Source organism: Streptomyces sp. NPDC015139 (genome assembly GCF_043079785.1).
GTDB lineage: Bacteria > Actinomycetota > Actinomycetes > Streptomycetales > Streptomycetaceae > Streptomyces > Streptomyces albidocamelliae.
The window spans coordinates 309822-327683 of record NZ_JBIBUW010000008.1; the positions used below are offsets into that span (position 1 = coordinate 309822).

The 17862-nt window shown below is 73.3% G+C and carries 19 protein-coding genes; 10 read left to right on the forward strand and 9 right to left on the reverse strand.

Annotated elements, in window-relative coordinates:
* Window positions 1–16: 16 nt before the first annotated feature.
* On the reverse strand, window positions 17–970 hold the full coding sequence (locus ACF08B_RS23530) for a LysR family transcriptional regulator (protein ID WP_392319172.1): 954 nt from the start codon (window positions 968–970) through the stop codon (window positions 17–19).
* Window positions 971–1147: 177 nt separating this feature from the next.
* Between ACF08B_RS23530 and ACF08B_RS23535 the strand changes: the two genes are divergently transcribed.
* Window positions 1148–1726, forward strand: a complete 579-nt coding sequence (locus tag ACF08B_RS23535; RefSeq protein WP_392319173.1) for a TetR/AcrR family transcriptional regulator — start codon at window positions 1148–1150, stop codon at window positions 1724–1726.
* 23 nt (window positions 1727–1749) lie between these two features.
* Complete coding sequence (locus tag ACF08B_RS23540; RefSeq protein WP_392319174.1) at window positions 1750–2916, forward strand: GDSL-type esterase/lipase family protein; 1167 nt, start codon at window positions 1750–1752, stop codon at window positions 2914–2916.
* 21 nt (window positions 2917–2937) lie between these two features.
* Here the strand turns inward: ACF08B_RS23540 and ACF08B_RS23545 are convergent, their stop codons facing one another.
* Complete coding sequence (locus ACF08B_RS23545) at window positions 2938–3609, reverse strand: class F sortase (protein WP_392319175.1); 672 nt, start codon at window positions 3607–3609, stop codon at window positions 2938–2940.
* Between the two features lie 149 nt (window positions 3610–3758).
* A complete protein-coding gene (locus ACF08B_RS23550) occupies window positions 3759–4394 on the reverse strand; it encodes a hypothetical protein (protein ID WP_392319176.1) in 636 nt (211 codons plus the stop codon).
* A 417-nt stretch (window positions 4395–4811) separates the two neighbouring features.
* On the opposite strand from ACF08B_RS23550, the gene ACF08B_RS23555 reads away from it, so the two are divergent.
* A complete protein-coding gene (locus tag ACF08B_RS23555) occupies window positions 4812–5690 on the forward strand; it encodes a hypothetical protein (protein WP_392319177.1) in 879 nt (292 codons plus the stop codon).
* A 75-nt stretch (window positions 5691–5765) separates the two neighbouring features.
* On the opposite strand, the gene ACF08B_RS23560 is transcribed toward ACF08B_RS23555, so the two are convergent.
* Together ACF08B_RS23560 and ACF08B_RS23565 are read right to left on the reverse strand one after the other, a co-directional pair.
* Window positions 5766–6977 carry a cytochrome P450 gene (locus ACF08B_RS23560; protein WP_392319178.1) on the reverse strand — a complete coding sequence of 404 codons (1212 nt, stop codon included), beginning with the start codon at window positions 6975–6977 and terminating at the stop codon, window positions 5766–5768.
* A complete protein-coding gene (locus ACF08B_RS23565; RefSeq protein ID WP_392319179.1) occupies window positions 6974–7684 on the reverse strand; it encodes a tRNA-dependent cyclodipeptide synthase in 711 nt (236 codons plus the stop codon). The genes ACF08B_RS23560 and ACF08B_RS23565 overlap by 4 nt, the downstream gene beginning before the upstream one ends.
* Before the next feature lie 188 nt (window positions 7685–7872).
* Here ACF08B_RS23565 and ACF08B_RS23570 point away from each other — a divergent pair, with 188 nt between their 5' ends.
* The 4 genes from ACF08B_RS23570 (at window position 7873) to ACF08B_RS23585 (ending at window position 11098) form a co-directional block, all read left to right on the forward strand.
* Window positions 7873–8739: a fructosamine kinase family protein gene (locus ACF08B_RS23570; RefSeq protein ID WP_392319180.1), complete on the forward strand. Its 867-nt coding sequence runs from the start codon at window positions 7873–7875 to the stop codon at window positions 8737–8739.
* Between the two features lie 243 nt (window positions 8740–8982).
* Window positions 8983–9174, forward strand: a complete 192-nt coding sequence (tgmA, locus tag ACF08B_RS23575) for a putative ATP-grasp-modified RiPP (RefSeq protein WP_392319181.1) — start codon at window positions 8983–8985, stop codon at window positions 9172–9174.
* A gap of 17 nt (window positions 9175–9191) precedes the next feature.
* Window positions 9192–10175, forward strand: coding sequence for an ATP-grasp ribosomal peptide maturase (gene tgmB / locus ACF08B_RS23580; RefSeq protein WP_392319182.1), 984 nt, complete (start codon window positions 9192–9194; stop codon window positions 10173–10175).
* A gap of 35 nt (window positions 10176–10210) precedes the next feature.
* Window positions 10211–11098, forward strand: a complete 888-nt coding sequence (locus tag ACF08B_RS23585) for a Gfo/Idh/MocA family protein (protein WP_392319183.1) — start codon at window positions 10211–10213, stop codon at window positions 11096–11098.
* Between the two features lie 75 nt (window positions 11099–11173).
* Here the strand turns inward: ACF08B_RS23585 and ACF08B_RS23590 are convergent, their stop codons facing one another.
* Window positions 11174–12070 (reverse strand): GNAT family N-acetyltransferase, encoded by an 897-nt coding sequence (locus ACF08B_RS23590; RefSeq protein ID WP_392319184.1) that lies wholly within the window; start codon window positions 12068–12070, stop codon window positions 11174–11176.
* A 241-nt stretch (window positions 12071–12311) separates the two neighbouring features.
* On the opposite strand from ACF08B_RS23590, the gene ACF08B_RS23595 reads away from it, so the two are divergent.
* The gene (locus ACF08B_RS23595) at window positions 12312–13427 is read left to right on the forward strand and encodes a PP2C family protein-serine/threonine phosphatase (protein WP_392319185.1); all 1116 of its coding nucleotides are present in this window, start codon (window positions 12312–12314) and stop codon (window positions 13425–13427) included.
* Window positions 13428–13454: 27 nt separating this feature from the next.
* Here the strand turns inward: ACF08B_RS23595 and ACF08B_RS23600 are convergent, their stop codons facing one another.
* Complete coding sequence (locus tag ACF08B_RS23600; RefSeq protein WP_073894237.1) at window positions 13455–13895, reverse strand: Lrp/AsnC family transcriptional regulator; 441 nt, start codon at window positions 13893–13895, stop codon at window positions 13455–13457.
* Between the two features lie 40 nt (window positions 13896–13935).
* The gene (locus tag ACF08B_RS23605; RefSeq protein WP_392319186.1) at window positions 13936–15285 is read right to left on the reverse strand and encodes a transaminase; all 1350 of its coding nucleotides are present in this window, start codon (window positions 15283–15285) and stop codon (window positions 13936–13938) included.
* A gap of 339 nt (window positions 15286–15624) precedes the next feature.
* On the opposite strand from ACF08B_RS23605, the gene ACF08B_RS23610 reads away from it, so the two are divergent.
* On the forward strand, window positions 15625–16092 hold the full coding sequence (locus tag ACF08B_RS23610; protein WP_392319187.1) for a hypothetical protein: 468 nt from the start codon (window positions 15625–15627) through the stop codon (window positions 16090–16092).
* A 45-nt stretch (window positions 16093–16137) separates the two neighbouring features.
* Here ACF08B_RS23610 and ACF08B_RS23615 read toward each other — a convergent pair whose 3' ends face one another.
* Window positions 16138–16320: a hypothetical protein gene (locus ACF08B_RS23615; protein WP_392319188.1), complete on the reverse strand. Its 183-nt coding sequence runs from the start codon at window positions 16318–16320 to the stop codon at window positions 16138–16140.
* Window positions 16321–16564: 244 nt separating this feature from the next.
* On the opposite strand from ACF08B_RS23615, the gene ACF08B_RS23620 reads away from it, so the two are divergent.
* Window positions 16565–17806 (forward strand): serine hydrolase domain-containing protein, encoded by a 1242-nt coding sequence (locus ACF08B_RS23620; RefSeq protein ID WP_392319189.1) that lies wholly within the window; start codon window positions 16565–16567, stop codon window positions 17804–17806.
* Window positions 17807–17862 lie beyond the last annotated feature (56 nt).

A 17862-nucleotide genomic window follows, 5' to 3' on the forward strand; every position in this document is an offset into this window, starting at 1 on the left:
GCCCGCCGCCGTGCCGCTACGCCCCGGCCACGTTCCAGGTCCGCGAGGCCCACGTCCGCAGATGAGGCGCCTGCGCCACCAGATCGCGGTAGGCCGCCGTGGCGGACTGGAACACCGTCTCCACCACGTCTTCGGTGACACTGCCGGGCCGCCAGACCAGCACATAGCGGCACCACAACGGGGAGCCGGCCAGCGGCTTCACGACGACGTGCGGGATGGGCCGCAGCGTCGGCTGCACCAGCGACACCCCGAGCCCGTCGGCGATCATGCTCTGCAGCTGGGTCTGGTCGCCGAGGAACTCGTGCACGGTCACCGGGGTGAAGCCGGCGGCGGCGCAGGCGTCGTAGAACACCCCGGGCCAGCCGGCGCCGTCGTCCGGGGTCACGAACCATTCGTCGTCCGCCAGGTCGGCGAGCTGTACCTGGGCGCTCTGCCGGAGCCGGTGCCGGGACGGCAGCGCGACGAACGTCGGCTCGGTGACGATCCCCCGGTGCCGGACCCCGCCGGAGTGCCGCAGCTCCATGCCCGGATAGTCGGCGGCGATGGCGATGTCCGCGGCGCCCTCCTCCAGGAGTTCCACGATGCGGGAGGAGGCGTACACGCTGTGGACCGACAGGGACAGTTCCGGCAGCCGGGCACGGACGCGGGACAGGGTGCCGGAGAGCATCGGCGAGTTGGTCGCGGCCACGCGCAGGGTGCTGCGGGGCCGCTCGGCGGCCGGACGGTGACCGATGGCGTCGGCCCGGGCCAGCACGTCACGGGCCTGGGCCACCACCTCGGCGCCGTAGCGGGTCGGGCGCACGCCGCTCGTGCCGCGTTCGAAGAGCGGCTCGCCCAGGTGGCGCTCGATGCGGCGCAGCTGGGTGCTGACGGCGGGCTGCGAGTACCCGAGCTGTGCGGCGGCGCGGCCCACGCTGCCCGCGTCGGCGATCGCGCACAGCACCCGCAGATGCCGAAGCTCCAGCTCCATCCGTCCACTCCCCGTTTCCGTCCCGCACCGGTGCCCACTGCCTTCTCCGGCCGGGGTCGCGGCCGGCGAGGGAAGCGTTCCATTGTGCCCCCACCGGATCAAGTCGCAGGTCAGCCAACATTTGCCTACAGGCTTTAGGAAGCTGCATAATCTCTTACGTCAGAGGGGAGATCTCTTATGGTTCGCGTAGGCCTGACCACCGAACGTCTCGTCCGTGCGGGCGCCGAGCTGGCGGACGAGGTCGGATTCGACCAGGTGACCGTCTCCGCCCTGGCCCGGCGCTTCGACGTCAAGGTGGCCAGCCTGTACTCGCACCTGCGGAACTCCCAGGACCTCAGGACGCGGATCGCCCTGCTCGCGCTGGCGGAGCTGGCGGACCGCGCCGCCGACGCGCTCGCGGGCCGGGCCGGCAAGAACGCCCTCACCGCCTTCGCCGACGTCTACCGCGGCTACGCCCGCGAACACCCCGGCCGCTACGCGGCGGCCCGCCACCCGCTGGACGCGGAGGCGGCGGCCACGAGCGCGGGCGGCCGGCACGCGCAGATGACCCGGGCGATCCTGCGGGGCTACGACCTCTCCGAGCCGGACCAGACCCATGCGGTCCGGCTGCTCGGCAGCGTCTTCCACGGCTACGTCAGCCTGGAGAGCGCCGGCGGATTCAGCCACAGCGCCCCCGATTCGCAGGAGTCGTGGACCCGGATCCTCGACGCCCTCGACGCCCTGCTGCGCAACTGGCCGGGCGCCACCACACCCTGACCCACCGGACACAGGCACACACCATGCACACCACTCCCCTCACCCCCGAGCTCGTCCGCGGCGCCCTCGACCTGGAGCGCACCGCCCACGGACTGCTGCCGCACCGGCTGCCGGCCCGGGCCCGCGCCCAGTGCGCCGATCCGCAGCTGGCCCTGGCGGAGTCTCAGCCCTCCGGCGTCCGCCTCGCCTTCCGGACCCGCGCCACCGCCGTCGAGCTGGACACCCTGCCGACCAAGCGGGTGTACGCGGGCGCGCCGGCCCGCCCGGACGGCGTCTACGACCTGCTCGTGGACGGACGCGCGGCCGGCCGTGCCACGGTCACCGGTGGGAACACGCTCACGATCGACATGAGCACCGGCAGGGCCGAGCACCGCCCCGGCCCGGTCGCCACCGTGCGCTTCGCCGGGCTGTCCGACGCCGTCAAGGACGTCGAGATCTGGCTGCCGCACAACGAGACGACAGAACTGGTCGCACTGCGCACCGACGCGCCCGTGGAGCCCGTACCCGACCGGGGCCGGAAGGTGTGGCTGCATCACGGCAGCTCGATCAGCCACGGCTCCGACGCGGCGAGTCCCACCACCACCTGGCCGGCGCTCGCCGCGTCCCTCGGCGGCGTGGAACTGATCAACCTGGGGCTGGGCGGCAGCGCCCTGCTGGACCCGTTCACGGCCCGCGCGCTGCGCGACACCCCCGCCGACCTGATCAGCGTCAAGATCGGCATCAACGTGGTGAACACCGACCTGATGCGGCTGCGGGCCTTCGGCCCCGCCGTGCACGGCTTCCTCGATACCGTCAGGGAAGGGCACCCCGCAACTCCGCTGCTCGTCGTCTCGCCGATCCTGTGCCCCATCCACGAGGACACCCCGGGCCCGACCCTCCCCGACCTGTCCGCCCTGAGCGAGGGGCGGCTGCGGTTCCGGGCGGCGGGCGACCCGGCGGAGAGGGCCGCCGGGAAGCTCACCCTGGGCGTGATCCGGGAGGAGCTGTCCCGTGTCGTCCGCGAGCGCGCGGCCGACGACCCGTGGCTGCACCACCTCGACGGCCGTGAGCTGTACGGCGAGGCCGACTTCGCCGAGCTGCCGCTGCCCGACGACCTCCACCCGGACGCGGCGGCCCACCGCCGCATCGGCGAGCGGTTCGCGGACCGGGCCTTCGCCGCGGACGGCCCCTTCGCCGAACGGGCCGCCTGAGCCGCGGCCGGCCCGGCCGGCTCACACCAGGTGGGCGAAGACGACCAGGTTCTCGGTGTAGTCCCGCACGGAGTGGTCGTAGTCCCCGGAGCAGGTGATCAGCCGGACCTCGGAGCGCGAGGTGTCGGCGTAGACCCGCTTGCTGGGGAAGTCGTCCTTCGGGAAGTTCTCGGCGTCGTCCACCACGAACTCCGCCGTCCGTCCGTCGGCGCGGTCCACCGTGAACGTGTCGCCCTCCTCCAGCTCGTCGAGATTGGCGAAGACGGCCGCGGACGTCGTCGTGTCGACGTGTCCGGCGATGATCGCGGTGCCCTGCTCGCCGGGTGAGGCGCCCTTGGCGTACCAGCCCACGAGGTTGGTGTCGCCCGCGGGTGGGGGTTCGAGCTGGCCGGTGGGGCCGATCGACAGGGTCGTGAACGGAGCGTCCACCGCGATCTTGGGAATCAGCAGCCGGGTCGGGGCGGAGTGGGACAGGGCCTTGTCCGCATGACGCGGGTCGTCCTGCACGGCGGCCTTGGAGCCCTGGGCGCGGGGTGGTTCGGGCGTGTCGCCGGAGGAGCGGTGGCCGCCGAACACGCTGACGGCGAGCACGGCGATGACCACGCCCCAGAGGGCCAGCCGCCCACCGCGGCCGGCGTCCGGCTCGTCGGGTGCCGGTTCGGCGGGGTTCGGGGAGGACGGGTCTGCTGCCATCGGAAACCACCTCACTCGGGCACGGCAGCGCGGGGATCGGGGCGGGGAGGACGGGACGCCGCGGGCGGCGCGGAGGGGGTCTCAGGCGGCGCGGGCCGCCGGCACGGTGTCGCGCCGACGGCGTCCGCAGCCCCTGGGCTGCCGCCCCGTCAGGACGCCGGCTGAGCGGCCTTCTTGCGACGCAGCGCGTACATGCCGGTGGCCCCTACGGCCAGCACGGCCAGTCCTCCCGTGGTGACACCGGGCGTGGCGAGCGCGCCACCACCGGTGTGCATGCCACCACGCGGCTTGTCGTGGTCGCCACCGCCGCCACCGCCGCCACCGCCGCCGCCCCAGTCGTCCTTGTCGCGACCGCTGTCCTCGTCCCGGTCGCCCTTGTCTCCCTTGCCGCCCTTGTCTCCCTTGTCGCCCTTCTCTTCCTTGTCACCCTTGTCACCCTTGTCGCCCTTGTCGCGGTAGCTGTCGGGGTCGAAGCGGCTGTCGTCGCCGCCCGAGCCCCAGTCGTCGCTCGTCAGCACCGTGGCGAGCGCTCCGCCACCCGTGTGCATTCCGCCGCGCGGCTTGTCGTGATCACGGCCGCCGCCGTCCTCCTTGCTGTAGTCCTTGTCGTGGTCCCCGCCGGAGCCCTTGTCGTGGTCGTCGTCGGAGCCTTGCTCCTTGCTGTACGAGGAGTCGTCATGGCCTCCTTCGCCCCCGCCGTGGGAGGCGAACGCGGCGCCAGGGGTGGCCAGGGCCAGGGCGGCCGAAGCGGCCGCCGTGGCCAGGAGCATGCGGGCAGAGCGCATAGTGATGTCCTTCCGACGTGACCGGGCCAGCGGATACCTCATCAGCTGGATGGACCCGGCCTCGACATGAACCACCGTCAGCGAGGCCATCCGCTCGCACCATCCGAGCCGCCCAGCCGGGGGCACCGCACCACCCGTCTGACCCAGCGGCCGGGCCCTCGGGGCCCCCGTCCGGGCCAATCGTCCGGCGCGCCCGCCGGCCCACCGCCGGGCGGGCCCGAGCGCCGTGGAGCCCGCCACCACCCCTCCTTCCCGCCGGGGGGCCTGGGCGGGCCGGGTCGGGGGCGGGCCATGCGGCCAAACCGTCGGTCCGGCAACGCAGTTGGCCGCCGGTGGGCGCACCCCCCTTGTTATGACGGCCGTCATAACGCAGGCTGGTGCCGACAGCACGGCAGGGCGACGCGGTGGGAGGAAGCGGTGGCGGACGCGGGGGCGCGGGCCCTGTGGGAGCGCTACGAGCCGGTGCACGATCTCGTGTACTTCGCACCGGAGGCACGCCGGGCGGCGGACGCGCTCGGGATGCGCGGGTACTGGATGGGCTACTTCGCCCTGCGCGCGGCGCCGCTCGGCACGACTCCCCCGTCCGTGGTGACCAGCTGTTTCTACGTCTTCCACCCGGCTCGCGTGACACGGGCGCTGCCGGACGCCTGGGGGTACGCGGCTCCGGCGGACGTGCTGGCGGCCCGGTGGGAGGCCATGGACGCGGCGATGACGGGCCTGTTCGGGCCGGCGGCCGTCGGCTCCCCGGAGTTCGCCGAGGCGGCGGACCTCGCGTGGGAGGCCGCGGCGGGAGCGGACACCGCCGGCAGGGTGCTGGCCGCGGCCAATCAGGCGCTGGAGCGCCCGGACCGGGTCACCGCCCGGCTGTGGCAGGCCGTCACCACCCTGCGCGAGCACCGGGGGGACGGGCATGTCGCGGCACTGGTGAGCCGGGGGCTCGGCCCTGTCGACGCCATGGTGCTCAAGGCGGCGGCCGGCGAGTCCGACGGGCCGTTCCTGCGCGAGACGCGGAAGTGGGAGCAGGCCGACTGGGCGGCTGCCGAGGCACGGCAGCGGGACCGGGGCCATCTCGCGGCGGACGGCACGCTCACCCCGGCCGGGGCCGCCCTGCGCGCGGAGGTGGAGGCGCTGACCGACGCGGCGGCCGAAGGCCCGTGGACCGGGCTCGGGGCCGACCGCACCGCACGCCTCGCCGCTCTGCTGGAGCCCCTGGCCCGTGCGGTCGAGGACGCGGAGCTGCTGCCGGCCGGCAACCCCGTGGGCCTGACCCGGAGGTCGGACGCCGCCCGGCGCTGACGGCCGGCTCCGCCGTCGGCGGCCCCGCCCGGGGTGCCGGGCCGGGGACGCCGTGGGGAGGCAGGGCCTCGCGGGTTACCAGATCACCGGCAGCCGCTCGGGGATGCGCTTCATGAACCCGGTGCGCCAGACGAGCTGTCCGGACGGCACGGCGAGCGCGAGGTCGGGCAGCCGCTCGAGGAGGACCTCCAGGGCGATGCGGGCGTGGGTGCGGCCGAGTCCGGTCGCGGGACAGTAGTGGGCTCCGCCGCCGAAGGCGAGGTGGTCGGCGGTGTTGTCACGGTGCAGGTCGAAGCGGTGCGGGTCGGGGAACTTCGCCGGGTCGAGGTTGGCGCCCTCGACGAGGACCAGGACGAGTTCGCCGCGCTTCACCTCGACGTCCCCGAGCCTCGTGTCCTGAAGGGCGAGGCGGGGCAGCGCGTCGCCGATGGAGAGGTTGACGCGCAGCAGCTCCTCCACGCCCGGGCCGATCAGGTCGGGGCGGTCCCGCAGGAGGTCCCGGGCGATGGGGTGGGTGAGCAGGTACACCAGGGCCATGGCGAGGAAGCCCGAGGTGGAGATGACACCGGCGCCGAACAGGGTGACGCCGACGGTGGCCAGCATCTCGTCGGACAGGTGCGCGTAGTCGGGGTCGTGGCGCAGGGCGGCCAGTTCGCCCATCAGACCGTGCGTGGACGGGTCGTCGAGCAGGGCCGTCATCCGGGCGATGTCCCGGTCCCAGTTGATCCCGGCGCCGGTGACCGGGCACGCGGAGTTCATGAAGGCGATGTCGAGGCTGCGCAGGAAGGCCGGGGCCTCGCCCTGCGGGATGCCGAGGAGGAGGCAGTGCATCCCCGCCGAGTACGGCTCGCAGAACGCCGCGCGCAGATCGGCCGTCGGCCCGGCGGCGACCAGGGTGTCGACCAGTCGGTGCGCCTCGCCGCGCAGCCACTCCACCAGGCCGGGCGCCTTCGGGTTGAGCGCCTTCATCACCGCGCGCCGCAGCCCGGCGCCGGTGATGTTGCCCATGTTGTTCACGACCTCGGGGGGGATGGTGAGCGCGTACTGCCGCGGCACCCCGGGCGCGGAGGTGTCCTTGAGGGAGAAGCGGTCGTCCTTGAGGACCTGGTGGCACAGCTCGTACGACGACACGAGCCAGGCCTCGTCGCCGGCGATGGTCCGCACCCGCCGTACGGGGGCGGTGGCGCGCAGCTCCTCCACCTCGGCGGGCACGCGGGTGCCGTCCCAGGAGAAGGGGAAGTCGAGCAGGGGCGGGTGGTCGGCGCGGACGCCGGGGGCGGCGGTCATGCCGCGGCTCCTTCCAGGACGGCGGGGGTGACGACGGCGTGGCCCTGGTTGCGGGAGGCGCGCAGGCCGGCACCGCGGGAGTACAGGAGCTCGGCCATCGGCAGCAGCTGGTGGTAGCAGTTGAGCGAGGAGGGCACGTCGAGGATGGCCGGGGTGTCCAGGAACAGCGGCGCCTCCGCGCACACGTACTCCAGGCACACGGCCCGCAGGCGTTCGGTCGGCTCCTCGCCACGCGCGGCGAGGAAACGATTCACCAGGGCGTCGCAGACGGCCCGGAAGGCTCCGTCGGAGGCCAGTCGCGCCGTCAGCTGCCGGTGGATCTCCTGGTAGGCGGGGTTGGTGCGGAACTCCGACATCGCATGCCAGTCCAGTCGCCGCCCCTCGGGGTCGGCCGCCGACACCGCCTCGCGCACCTTGGCGCGTACGCCGCGCAGGTTCTTCACCGCCTTGCGGCGGGCCTCGTCGGGTGGATAGCCGGAGGCCTCGTACATCTCGGCCACGTACAGGTCGGTGTAGACGAAGTCGACCTTCTCGAAGCGGTCCAGTCCCCAGCCGGCGAGATCGTGCAGGCGCCGGGCCGAGAAGTAGCTGTTGCCCGGGGACACACCGATCACCGCGTGCGCACCCTCGTCGAGGATGATCTCGCAGTGAGAGGTGTAGGGCTGGACTTCGAATACGTCGGCCATCAGCACGGATGCTGTGGTCACGGGGAAGATCCTCCGCCGCGCGCAAGTCCCTGCGGGGCCCGGTGCCCCTGGTGTGGCGTCGCGGCGCCCTCACGCTAGCCGTACCGGATCAGCACGGGTAGTTACTGCCGGGGTTTGGCCGGAAACAGTCGTAGTAACGGTCCAAGTGCCGGGCGCAGGGCGTGACTTCCGGGCCGTACTCTGGGGCCGTGACCCAGGGGTACGAGGGACCAGGAGAGGCGGCGGCCCGGCTCACCGGCCGCCCGGTGGTCGCCGGCGGGACGGCGTCCGGATCGCCCGCCGAAGTGACGCTTGAGGGCGGGACTCCGGTGATGATCAAACACAGCGACGCGCCCGGAGCCGTTCGCGCCGAGGTGGCCGGGCTGCGCTGGCTGGCCGCCGCGGACGCGGTCGGGGTGCCCGCGGTACTCGGTCACGACGAGCGCTGGATGGTGACCGAGCGGGTGCCCACGGGGCCCGCCGATCCCGGAGCGGCGATGCGTTTCGGCCAAGCACTGGCCGCCCTGCACGCGGCCGGCGCGGCCCGTTTCGGGACGCCCCCGCCCGGCGGCCCGGAGAACGCCTACATCGGCCTCGCCCCCATGCGCAATGTGCCGGGGACGGACTGGCCGGCCTGGTACGCCGAGCACCGGGTCCTGCCGTACGTGCGCGGCGCGGTCGACCGCGGCACGCTGCGTCCGGCCGAGGCGACGGTGTTCGAGCGGGTCTGCGAGCGGCTGCCGGACCTGGCGGGGCCCGCCGAGCCGCCCGCCCGGCTGCACGGCGACCTGTGGAACGGGAACGTGCTGTGGGGCGCGGACGGATCGGTCCGGCTCATCGACCCGGCCGCGCACGGCGGGCACCGGGAGACCGACCTGGCCATGCTCCGGCTGTTCGGCTGTCCCCACCTCGAGCGGGTGCTCGCCGGCTACGAGGAGGCGGCGCCACCGGCCGAGGGCTGGCGGGAGCGGGTCGGCATGCACCAGCTCTTCCCGCTGCTGGTGCACGCGGTGCTGTTCGGGCGCGGATACGCGGAACAGGCCCTGGAGGCCGCCCGGGACGCGCTCGCGAGGTGACCCGCGGGGAGCAGGGGCCACCGCCTCACCGACTGTGACATACAACACTCCGTCACCAACGACCCGTCGGCCATGCACCGTCGCGCACCCGCCGGGCACCGTCGCAACCGGCCGACGTTCCGTTGTCTCCTTGCTTGCGGGACCCTTGCCGGGCCGCCCCCGGGGCGACGATCACGCAGCGTAAGGAAACCAATCACCCGTTCGAATCGTATAAGGACGTGAAAGCCGAATCAGGGAGAGAACATGCAACCGTTCACGCTCAACTACGCGCGGCCCGCTGTGGAGTTGGACGTCACCACTCCGTATGCGTACGACTCCGGACTGCAGTTGAACCTCCTCCCGGACGGTCGGATAGCCGCCACCGACCACGCCACCCTGAGAGCTCTCGGAACCACGACGTCGACCGCCGGTTCCAAGACGCACTTCGACGACTGAACCGCGGGCCCTGGAAGATGACCGTGCTCATCCTGACCAGTGAAGAGGACGTGACGGCGGACATGGTGGTCCTCCGGCTGGGCGAGGCGGGCGTGCCCGTCGTCCGGCTCGACCCCGCCGATCTCACCAACGGGGTCGCGCTGTCGGGCGAGTACGTGCGGGGCGCCTGCCGTGGGCATCTGTCCGTGGGCGGGCGCCTGGTGAGCATGAACGGCCTGCGCTCCGTCTGGGTGCGCAGGCCCGGTGACGCGGCCGCCCGCGCGCCCCAGCCGTCCGCCTGGCTGACGGAGGAGTCCTCGCAGGCGCTGTACGGCATGCTGCGCGCCACCGGGGCGCGCTGGATGAACCATCCGGACGCCGCCCGCCGCGCCCGCCACAAGCCCTGGCAACTGCATCTCGCCCAGCGCAGCAACCTCGCCGTGCCGGCCACCCTGATCACGACGTTCCCGCAGGCCGCGCGGGAGTTCGCGGAGCGCTTCCCGGACCTGGTGGTCAAACCCGTCTCCGGCGCCCATCCGCAGGAGCCGCCGCGTGCGGTGCCCACCAGCCGGGTCGCGCCGGACGCCGACTTCACGGCGGTCGCCTACGGACCGACACTGCTCCAGCGGCGGGTTCCCAAACGGGCGGACGTCCGGCTCACGGCCGTGGGCGGCACGCTGCTCGCCGCGCGCAAGCCGACCGACCCGGACGCCCATCCCGACGACGTGGACGTCCGCTTCGCGCCGTCGGCCTCCCCCTGGCTGCCCGTGGACGTGCCCCCACGTGTGGCGGACGGCGTACTGCGCTATCTGAGGGAGGCCGAACTGGCCTACGGTGCCTTCGACTTCGCCGAGGACGCCGACGGGATCTGGTGGTTCCTGGAGTGCAACCAGTCCGGCCAGTTCGGATTCGTCGAGATGGACACCGGACAGCCGATCGCCGCCACCATCGCCGAGTGGCTGGCCGGTCAGGAGGACGCGGGCCGCACGTGTGCGGACGGCGAGCGGAGCACAGCATCCTGAGGGTGCGGGGAACGGTTCGGAGAGAGGATCACGACATGCGCATCGGACTGCTGGGAACGGGCCCGTGGGCCCGGGCGGCGTACGCCCCCGCCCTGGCCGGGCACACCGGCCTTGAGTTCGCGGGAGTGTGGGGGCGCCGGCCGGAGGCGGCCACCGAGCTCGCGGAGCAGTACGACGTCGCCGCCTATGCCGACGTGGACGCCCTGCTGGCCGACGTGGACGCGGTGGCGGTCGCTCTGCCGCCGTCCGTGCAACCGGAGTTGGCGGTGCGCGCGGCACGGGCCGGCCGGCATCTGCTGCTGGACAAGCCGTTGGCGCTGTCCATGGCCGGGGCCCGGGAGGTGGCGGAGGCGGCGGAGCGGGCCGGTGTGGCGTCGGTGGTGTTCTTCACCGCTCGCTTCCAGAAGGAGCCGGATGCCTGGATAGAGGAACAGGCCGCCGAGGCGGGCTGGTTCACGGCGCGGGCCCAGTGGCTCGGAGCGGTGTTCACCACCGACAGCCCGTTCGCCGCCTCGCCCTGGCGGCGGGAGAAGGGCGCGCTGTGGGACGTCGGCCCGCACGCCCTGTCCGTGCTGCTCCCCGTACTCGGCGACGTACGCCAGGTCGTGGCGGCGGTGCACGGCCCCGCGGACACCGTGCACCTGGTGCTCGACCATGCCACGGGTGCGTCGAGCACCCTGACGCTGAGTCTGACGGCGCCGCCCGCCGCGGCCGGTGCCGACGTGGAGCTGCGGGGGGAGGCGGGGGTGTCGCTCATGCCGGGCAGCTCCGAGGGTGCGGTCCCCGCGCTGTCGCGGGCCGCGGACGCGCTGGTGACGGCCGCGCGCACGGGACGTCCGCACGCCTGTGACGCCTCGTTCGGCCTCCGCGTCACCGAGATCCTGTCGGCGGCGGAGGCCCGGCTGGCCGAGGGTGCCGACTAGGCCGGTGCGCCCGCCGTACCTCCCCACCTCCCCGCCGTGCGGTGCCGGGGCACGGGCCCCGGCACCCCGGTCCGGTCAGCCGCGCTCGGCCCAGAAGTTGACGCGCTCCCGTACGACCGGGTAGCCGGCCCTGGTGAAGTGCGCGGCCATGGGGAGGTTGCCCTGGTCGGTGGCGGCGGCGATGAACTCGGCGCCGTGTCCGGTCAGGAAGTGGGTGCACTCGGCGAGCAGGTCGAAGGCGTAGCCATGGCCGCGCTGTTCGGGTACGACGCCGATGAAGCCGACGCACGGCCCGGAGGGGTTGCGGGCGGGGATGTGGAGGCCGACCGGCTCGCCGCCGGGTGTGCGGGCGATCTGCCACCAGTCGCGCGGTGAGGCCATCCAGTGGAAGACGTCGAGTTCCTCCCGCGCGGCCTGGTCCACCCCGCCCTCGGCGATGGCGCGCAGGGCGTGCGCGTCCAGGGTCTCGGAGTGGATGCGGCGCAGCAGGTCGAGGAAGACGGTGTCGTCCGGCTCCCCGCCGAAGACCAGGCGTCCGGGGCGCTCGGGCAGCCCCCGCTCCGGCGTCCAGCGGTAGAGGAAGCGCTCCACCAGCGGTGCGTAGCCGCCCATGCGGGCGGCGGTGGCGCGGGTGTCCACGGCGGCCCGCAGCAGCGGGTCGTCGCGCCAGCCGGCGGGCAGGTCGAGATCCATCTCGTCGGGGTGCCAGGGCGCGGTCCGCAGGAGCTCGGCCCCTGCGTCCTCCTCGCCCTCGGCGACGTCGAACCAGTTGATCAGCAGCGGTTCGGTGTCCTCGGGCCGGCCCCACCAGGCGGCGCGGGCCACGGTGCGGCCCTCGCGGACGGCGATGCGGCGCCAGTCGGCGCGGTAGCGGGTCCGCCGGTGCTTCTCACGGAAGGCCAGCGGGTCGGGCATGGTGTCGAACAGGTGGGCACTGCTCTCGTCGAGCGTGCGGACGACCAGGTCGGTCACGGATCCTCCGGGATGCTTCTGCGAAGTGGCGCGCTCCCGGTCAGGCGTGGCACACCCGGACGACGGGGAGGGGGGAGCGCGGAATGACTGTGGCCATGACGCTCGCCTCCTTCCGTCCGTCTCGGGCGTGCGGTCAGACGGTAGGCGGGCCGCGGCCGGGGTGTCCACCGCTTTTCGGCGGTGCCCGTCCCGGCCCGCCGGCAGGGAGGCCGCGGCCCGGTCGGCGGCGTAGTTTGGGGATGTGAGTGCGGTGCGCGGCAGCTCCTCTCCCCGGGACCAGGAGGATCGCGGCTGGCTGCGCGGCGCGCCGCCGCCGTGGTGGGTCCGGGCGCTGCCGCTGCTGCTCCTCGCCGGTGTCACCGCGGCCGCGCTGGTGAGTCCGCACGCGAGCGATCTCGGTTTCCTGCTGGGGGCCATCCCGCCGATCGCGGTCCTCTCGTACGGCCCGGTGGCGACCGCGTTCCTCGGTGTGGCGGTGGTCCTGGTGCTGCACCTTCCGGGCACCCATCTGAACCGCCCGGGCGAGACCGATCTGCTGACCGTCGCCTTCGTGGCCGCGCTGAGTGTGTTCGTCTCCTATGTGCGCAGTCGCCGGGACGCCCAGCTGGACACCGAGCGGACGATCGCCGAGGCCGTGCAACGCGCCGTCATGCCCCCGCTGCCGGAGCGGGTCGGGAGCGTCGGCTGTACGGGCTTCTACCGGACCGCGCAGGACGGGACGCTGGTGGGCGGTGACTTCTTCGACGTGCGGGAGGGGCCGAAAGGGGTCCGTGCGGTGATGGGGGACGTGCAGGGGCACGGGCTGGCGGCGGTGTCGACGGTGGTCTCGCTGCTCGGGGCGTTCCGGGAGGCCGCGCTCGACCAGCCGGACCTCCGGTCGGTGGCGTGGCGGATGGACCGCAGGCTGGCGGTGGACTCGGCGGGTGTGCGGCACGCGGAGCTGTTCGCGACCGGGGTGCTGCTGGAGTTCTCGCCCGACGCGCGGACCGTGCGGGTGGTGACCTGCGGCCATCCGACGCCGGTTCTGCTGCGCGAGGGGAAGGCCGTGGAGGTGACCGTCCCGCCCTGTCCGCCGCTGGGGCTGGGGCTGCTCGGCGACGACCCGCCGAAGGAGGTCACCCTGGCCCTCGGTCCGGGCGACCGGCTGGTCCTGGCCTCCGACGGGGTGTGGGAGGCCCGGGACGCGGGTGACTCCTTCTATCCGCTGCCCGAGCGGCTGGCCGCGCTGGCGGGTACGGCGTCCACGGCGTCCGCCCAGCTGCCCGCGGCGGTCTGGCGGGACCTGCTGGCACTGGGCTACGAGGTCCGGGACGACGCCACCATGCTGGTGCTGGTGCCCCTGCCACAGGTCACCTGACCCGGCCCGGACTCCGGTCCCGGACGGTCAGCCCACGTCCCACAGGAAGCGGTGGGTGTGGATGCCGAAGTAGGGGAAGGACTCGATCTCGCGGACGCCGTCGATCGGGCGGACCACGTCGTTGACGAAGTCCAGCAGTGCCTTCGGGCCGGGGGCCACGACCTCGGCGAACAGGTCGAATCCGCCCGAGGTCAGCACCGAGTAGACGACCTCGGGGCGCTCGGCGAGGGCGTCGGCGACCGTGCGGGGGTCGCCGTCGGCCCGGATGCCGAGCAGCGCCATCGCCTGGCCGCCCATGGCCATCGGATCGGTGACGCCGACCACCTGCACGGCCCGGGAGTCGAGCAGGCGTTGCAGGCGCTGCCGGGCCGCCGAGGCGGACAGGCCGACCTTCGGTCCGAGGTCGGCGTAGGCGATCCGGCCGTCGGTCTGCAGCTCGCGCAGGATGGCCCGGTCGATCTCGTCCACGCGTCTCCTTCCGTGTCGTCCCGCGCGGCGGCCGCGCGGTTCAGCCGTTCAGTTCGTCGAGGGCGGCGGCGAAGACCGCGGTGTGGGTGTCGACGTCCGCTTCGGTGGTGTCGGGGCACATCAGCGCCATGTTGTGGAACGGGGTGAGCAGGATGCCCCGGTTGGCCAGGTACAGGTGCAGGAAGTCCTCCAGCTCCGGGTCGGAGGCCGCCGCGGACTCGGTGCCGGTGCGGGGGGCCGGTGCGGTGAAACGGTACTCGGTACGGGCGCCGAGCCGGCTGACGGACCAGGGCAGCCGATGCGCCTCGACACCGGCCCGGACTCCCGCCTCGAAGCGCTCGGAGAGCTTGGTCATCCGGGCGAACGCCGCGTCGGTGAGCACGTGTTCCAGCGTGGCCCGGGTCGCCGCGACCGACAGCGCGTTGCCCGCCAGGGTGCCGCCGACGCCGCCCATGTCGACGAGGTCCAGGTCCGCGCGGGCCAGCAGCCGCTCGGCCAGTTCGGCGGAGAGGCCGTAGGCGCCGGCGGGGATGCCGCCGCCGATCGCCTTGCCGATGGTCAGCAGGTCGGGTTCGAGGTCCCACTCGGCCGTGCAGCCGCCGGGGCCGGCGGAGAAGGTGTGGGTCTCGTCGTTGATGAGCAGCGTGCCGTACCGCCTGGTCAGCTCGCGGACACCGGCGAGGTAGCCGGGTTCGGGCAGCACGATGCCGATGTTGGTCAGTGCGGGCTCCATGAGGACCGCGGCGACGTCGCCGTGGGCCAGCTCGCGCTCCAGTCCGGCGAGGTCGTTGAACTCGCTGACCCGGCTGGTCAGCGTCACGTCGCAGGGCGCGCCGACGTTGCCCTCGCGGGCGGTGCCGTCGCCGTCCGGGCCGACGACGATCAGCGACTCGTCCACGCTGCCGTGGTAGCAGTAGCTGTTCACCAGGACCTTCGGCCGGCCGGTGACGGCCCGCGCGAGCCGGATCGCCCAGCGGTTGGCGTCGGTCGCGGTGAGGGAGAAACTCCAGCGCGCCAGGCCGAAGCGCCGGGTCAGCTCGGCGCCGACCCACTCGGCGTCCTCCGTGGGCAGCATGGCGGTGGCCCCGCCGAGTTCCGCGAAGCGCCGTTGCACCGCCTCGGTGACCGGCGCGGGCGAATGGCCGGCCATCGCACCCGTGTCGCCGAGGCAGAAGTCGACGTACTCGTGCCCGTCCACGTCCGTCACCCGTGCGCCGCGCGCCCCGGCCAGATAGCGCGGGAAGGCGCCGGCGGTCTTGTTCATCCAGGTCATCGGCACCCGGCCGAAGAGGTGGTCGGCCCGCGCGTAGGCCTCACGCGAGCGCGGGTTGCGGCGCTCGGCCTCGGCGCTCTCGCGGGCCAGGAGGGCGTGCAGTCGCGTGCGGTCCATGAAGTACCTCGCTGGAGGAGACGGCGAATGACCCGACTGTACGACTGAATCGGCGAAGATCTCAAGAGTGGACGATCGAATCCGCTGTTTATACGACCGAATCAATTGCGCTCGGCGAACGGACCATCGAAAGGGTGACGGATCCCCCCTGGCTCGACTGACGAACCCTCGGGCGGAGTTCGAACGCGTCGGCTCAAACGCCAGGCCGCGCCACCCCTTCCGCCACGTAGAAATATCTACGAGCATGCATATGCCGGGTTGCTGTGCAGGCGCACGATGTGCCCGGCACCGCCGCTCCCTGCGCCCAGAGCGGGTGAGCGAGGACTTCCGGAGCAGTGCATGACGAACACGATGTGGATGCGGGGCATCGAGTGGCTGGCCGCGGCGGCGGCCGACCCGCGCGCCTGCAAGTGGGAGTGGGACCACGGGGAGGGCATCGCGCTGCTGGAGGCGGGCCGCTTCTGGGACGTGCTCAGCGTTCCCGAGCGACTGGGGCTGCTCACCCTGGACCTGCTGTGGCGGCCCGAGCTGCCGGTGCCGGGACCGACCCTGGTGGACACCGCGGCGGGCCGGGTCGGCTTCCTCGTCCCGCCGGACCCGTCGGCGAGCTGGGTGGGCGCGGGCCTGCGCTACGCGGGCAAGGGATCCTGGGTCGCCGTCCCGCCGCCGTACCGGCCGGCCCGCTTCCTCGAATGGCTGGTGCCGCCCGACGGCACCGGCGCGCTGCACTCGCCCGGCACCCTGGAGGACGCCCTCAGACAGGCCAACGCCACCCTGACCGTCCTCACACCGGTGCACGGGCAGTAGCACCGGCGGGACGAGCGCGTTCGTCCGCGGGACGCGCGTCCGGGGTCAGGACGGGGACGGACGCGGCGGGTCCGGCTCGGTGGGGACGGCGCGTCCCTGTGCCCGCCACTCCGCGACCAGCCGGTCGTAGATCGGCTCCCCCGTCCCGTCCGTGCGACGGTTCCGGTCCACCCGACGGCCCGGGATGTCGGCCCGCTGCGGGCGGTCCGTCCGTTCCAAGCGGTTCATGCCGGGGCAACGCGCACGGGCGGCCCCCGGTACGCCCCGCCCCGGGGCCTCACCGGGTCGGGTGAGGCCATCGCCCGAACGGGACCTTCCGCCTGTCGGACAAGCATCCCGCTCGGCGCGCACGGGCGCGGGCACCCGCTCCGACGGGCGCGGCGGGAGGGCCGCTCCTATCCTTGTGTGACGGTTCGGGCCCCTGACGTCCCGCTCACCGCACGTTCGCGTCCCACGTGCTTGGAGTCAGCCCATGTCGCATCGATCCGCACACCTGCTCAGGGGGACCCTGGTCGCCGTGACGGCGGCGACGCTGCTGGCGCCGACCGCCGCCGGCGCCGTACCGGCCGCCCCGCCCGCCGTGTCCACCGCGGGCTCGCCGGCACCGTCCCCCTCCGGACCCGACGTCCGCGCCCTCACCCCCGCGGTGGCACGCCAACTCGACACCTCGGTGGAGCGGGTGATGCGCGAGGCGAACGTCCCCGGAGTCACCGTCGGCATCTGGACGCCGGGGCAGCCCGACTACGTCCGCTCGTTCGGGGTCGCCGACAAGGCGAGCGGCCGCAAGATGACACCGGACCTGTTCATGCGCATCGGCAGCGAGACCAAGACGTTCACCGTGACCGCGCTGCTGCAGCTGGCGGAGCAGGGCAAGGTCGGCCTGGACGACCCGATCGGCACATACGTCGACGGCGTGCCGAACGGCGACCGGATCACGCTGCGGCAACTGGCCGGCATGCGCAGCGGATTGTTCAACTACACCGAGGACGACGACTTCTTCAAGGCCCTGACGTCCGACCCGCAACGCCCCTTCACCCCGCAGCAGCTGCTCGACTACGCGTTCCGGCATCCGGTGCTCTTCGAGCCGGGGCAGAAGTTCTTCTACTCCAACACCAACCTGATCCTGCTCGGGCTGGTCGTCGAGAAGGAGAGCGGTCAGCGGCTCGGGGACTACTTCACGCAGCACATCCTCGGCCCGGCCGGCATGAAGGACACCGTCTTCCCGACGGGCAATGAGTTCCCCGCGCCGCACGCACAGGGCTACACCGACCAGACGGCCGACGGGAAGGTGGCCGAGACCGCCGGCTGGAACCCGTCCTGGGGCTGGGCGGCCGGCGCGATGATCTCCACCCTGGACGACCTGCACACCTGGGCGCCGACGGTCGCCACCGGGCAACTGCCCGACGGCAGGCGGATGATCAGCCCCGCGATGCAGAAGCAGCGGCTCGTCACGCCGGCGACCCCGATCCCGGGCGCCGGGTACGGACTGGGCATCTTCGACGTGCAGGGCTGGATCGGGCACAACGGCTCCCTGCCGGGCTACGAGTCCCTGACCATCTACCTGCCGTCGACGCGGACGAGCGTCGTGGTGCTCCTCAACACCGACATCGGCCACGACGACGAGGAACCCAGCACCCTGGTCGGCCGGGCGATCACCCAAATCATCTCTCCGCAGCACGTCTTCGACCTGCCGGCCCAGCCTTCGGCCAGGTGAGGTGACAACTCGGCCAGTTCGGCGGCCGAACCGGCCCGCGGCATGGGCGCGAGGGG